The 2,185-nt window shown below is 69.5% G+C and carries 1 protein-coding gene; it reads right to left on the reverse strand.

What is annotated here, in order from left to right:
- The coding region (locus tag ABD329_RS47625; protein ID WP_344318257.1) for a type I polyketide synthase at nucleotides 1-2,185 on the reverse strand (2,185 nt) is incomplete at both ends.

The raw sequence follows: 2,185 nt of genomic DNA on the forward strand, positions 1-2,185 counted from the left end.
CTCGTACAACCCACGCCCCATCCCCACCCGCTGACACCCCTGACCAGCGAACAACACCCCCAACCGACCACGCACCACCGAACCCGACACCACCCCCGCACCCGACTCACCCCGCGCCACCGCGCCCAACCCCGCCAACGCCTCGCCCCGATCCCCCGCCACCACCACCGCACGATCCGACAACCCCGCCCGACCACAACCCAACGCAAAGCCGAGTTCGCTCACGTCCAGCTGCGGCTCGTCGGCAAGGAAGGACCGCAGGCGTCGCGCCTGGGCCCGCAAGGCCGCGTCACCCCGCCCGGACACCATCAGCGGCACAGGAACGCCCTTCGGCCAAGACATCGCCGAGTCGGTCGGCTCGGCCTGCACCGGCACCGCCTGTTCCAGGATGACGTGGGCGTTGGTGCCGCTCACTCCGAACGCGGACACCCCGGCCCGGCGCGGACGCCCCACCTCCGGCCACACGCGCTCCTCGGTCAACAGCTCCACCGCACCCGCCGACCAGTCCACCTGCGACGTTGGCTCCTCCACATGCAACGTCCGTGGCGCGATGCCATGCCGCAGCGCCAGCACCATCTTGATGACCCCGGCCACGCCCGCTGCCGCCTGCGCATGGCCGATGTTCGACTTCAACGACCCCATCAGCAACGGCCGATCCCGGTCCTGACCGTACGTGGCCAGCACCGCCTGCGCCTCGATGGGATCGCCCAGCGCCGTGCCCGTGCCATGCGCCTCGACCACATCCACCTCGGCCGCCGACACCCCCGCACTGGCCAGCGCCTGCCGAATGACACGCTGCTGCGACGGGCCATTCGGCGCCGTCAGACCATTCGACGCACCGTCCTGGTTCACCGCACTGCCCCGCACCACCGCCAACACCCGATGGCCATTCCGCTCCGCGTCCGACAACCGCTCCAGCGCCAACACCCCCACGCCCTCGGCCCACCCCGTACCGTCAGCCGAGGCGGCGAAGGACTTGCATCGGCCATCGGCCGACATGCCGCGCTGCCGTGAGAAGGCGATGAAGATGCCGGGTGTGGGCATCACCGTGACACCACCAGCCAGCGCTATCGAGCACTCGCCGGCTCGCAACGCCTGGGCCGCCAGATGCAATGCCACCAGGGACGAGGAGCATGCCGTGTCCACCGCGACCGACGGTCCCTCGAAGCCGAGCGCATAGGACACCCGCCCCGACAGCACACTGGCCGAGGCGCCGAGGCCCAGCATGCCCTCGAGCTCGGCGGGCACCGGCTCTACGCCAGATCCGTAGTTGTGGTACGTCACACCGGAGAAGACACCCACGTCCTTGCCCCGCAGGGTGGTCGGGTCGATCCCGGCCCGCTCCAGCGCCTCCCACGAGGTCTCCAGCATCAGACGCTGTTGCGGGTCCACGGCCAGCGCCTCACGCGGCGAGATCCCGAAGAAGCCCGCGTCGAACTCCCCGGCATCGTGCAGAAATCCGCCTTGGTGGGCGTAGCTGGTGCCGGGGTGGTCCGGGTCCGGATGGAACAGGTTCTCCAGGTCCCAGCCACGGTTCACCGGGAAGTCGCTGATGCCGTCCCGCCCGTGAAGCACCAGCTCCCATAGCTCTTCGGGCGTGGAGACTCCTCCCGGCAGTCGACACGCCATGCCCACGATCGCCACCGGCTCGGTCGACACGGCCCCGGGCGCTGATGTCGGCGCCGCTACCTCCTCCGGGGCCGGGGCAGCCGTGTCCCCGATGAGCTCGTCACGTAGAAAGTCGGCGAGGATCAGTGGCGTGGGGTAGTCGAAGAGCAGGGTGGTCGGCAGAGTCCGGTCGGTGAGTGCGTTCAGACGGTTGCGCAACTGCACGGCGGTGGCCGAGTCGAACCCGATCTGGTTGAACACCATGTCCGGTTCAATGGCATCCAGCGAGGGATGGCCCAAGACGCCTGCGGTCTCCTGGCGGACGGTATCCAGCAGGATGCGTTCCTGTTCCTGTGCGGACTCCCCACGAAGGCGAGCGGTCAACGCCCCGGGGTCCTCGGGCAGTTCATCCATGCCCGGCAGCTGATCGGCTGCGGATCCCGTGTCGGCGGGGGCGGAGTTCTTGAGCCAGTAGTGCTGACGCTGGAAGGCGTAGGTCGGCAGATCCAGCGCGGCGTGTGCGGGGATGTCGCCGACCAGGGCGGTCCAGTTCACGGGGACACCGCGTACGTACGCC

The sequence above is a fragment of the Streptomyces javensis genome (assembly GCF_039525925.1).
GTDB lineage: Bacteria > Actinomycetota > Actinomycetes > Streptomycetales > Streptomycetaceae > Streptomyces > Streptomyces asiaticus.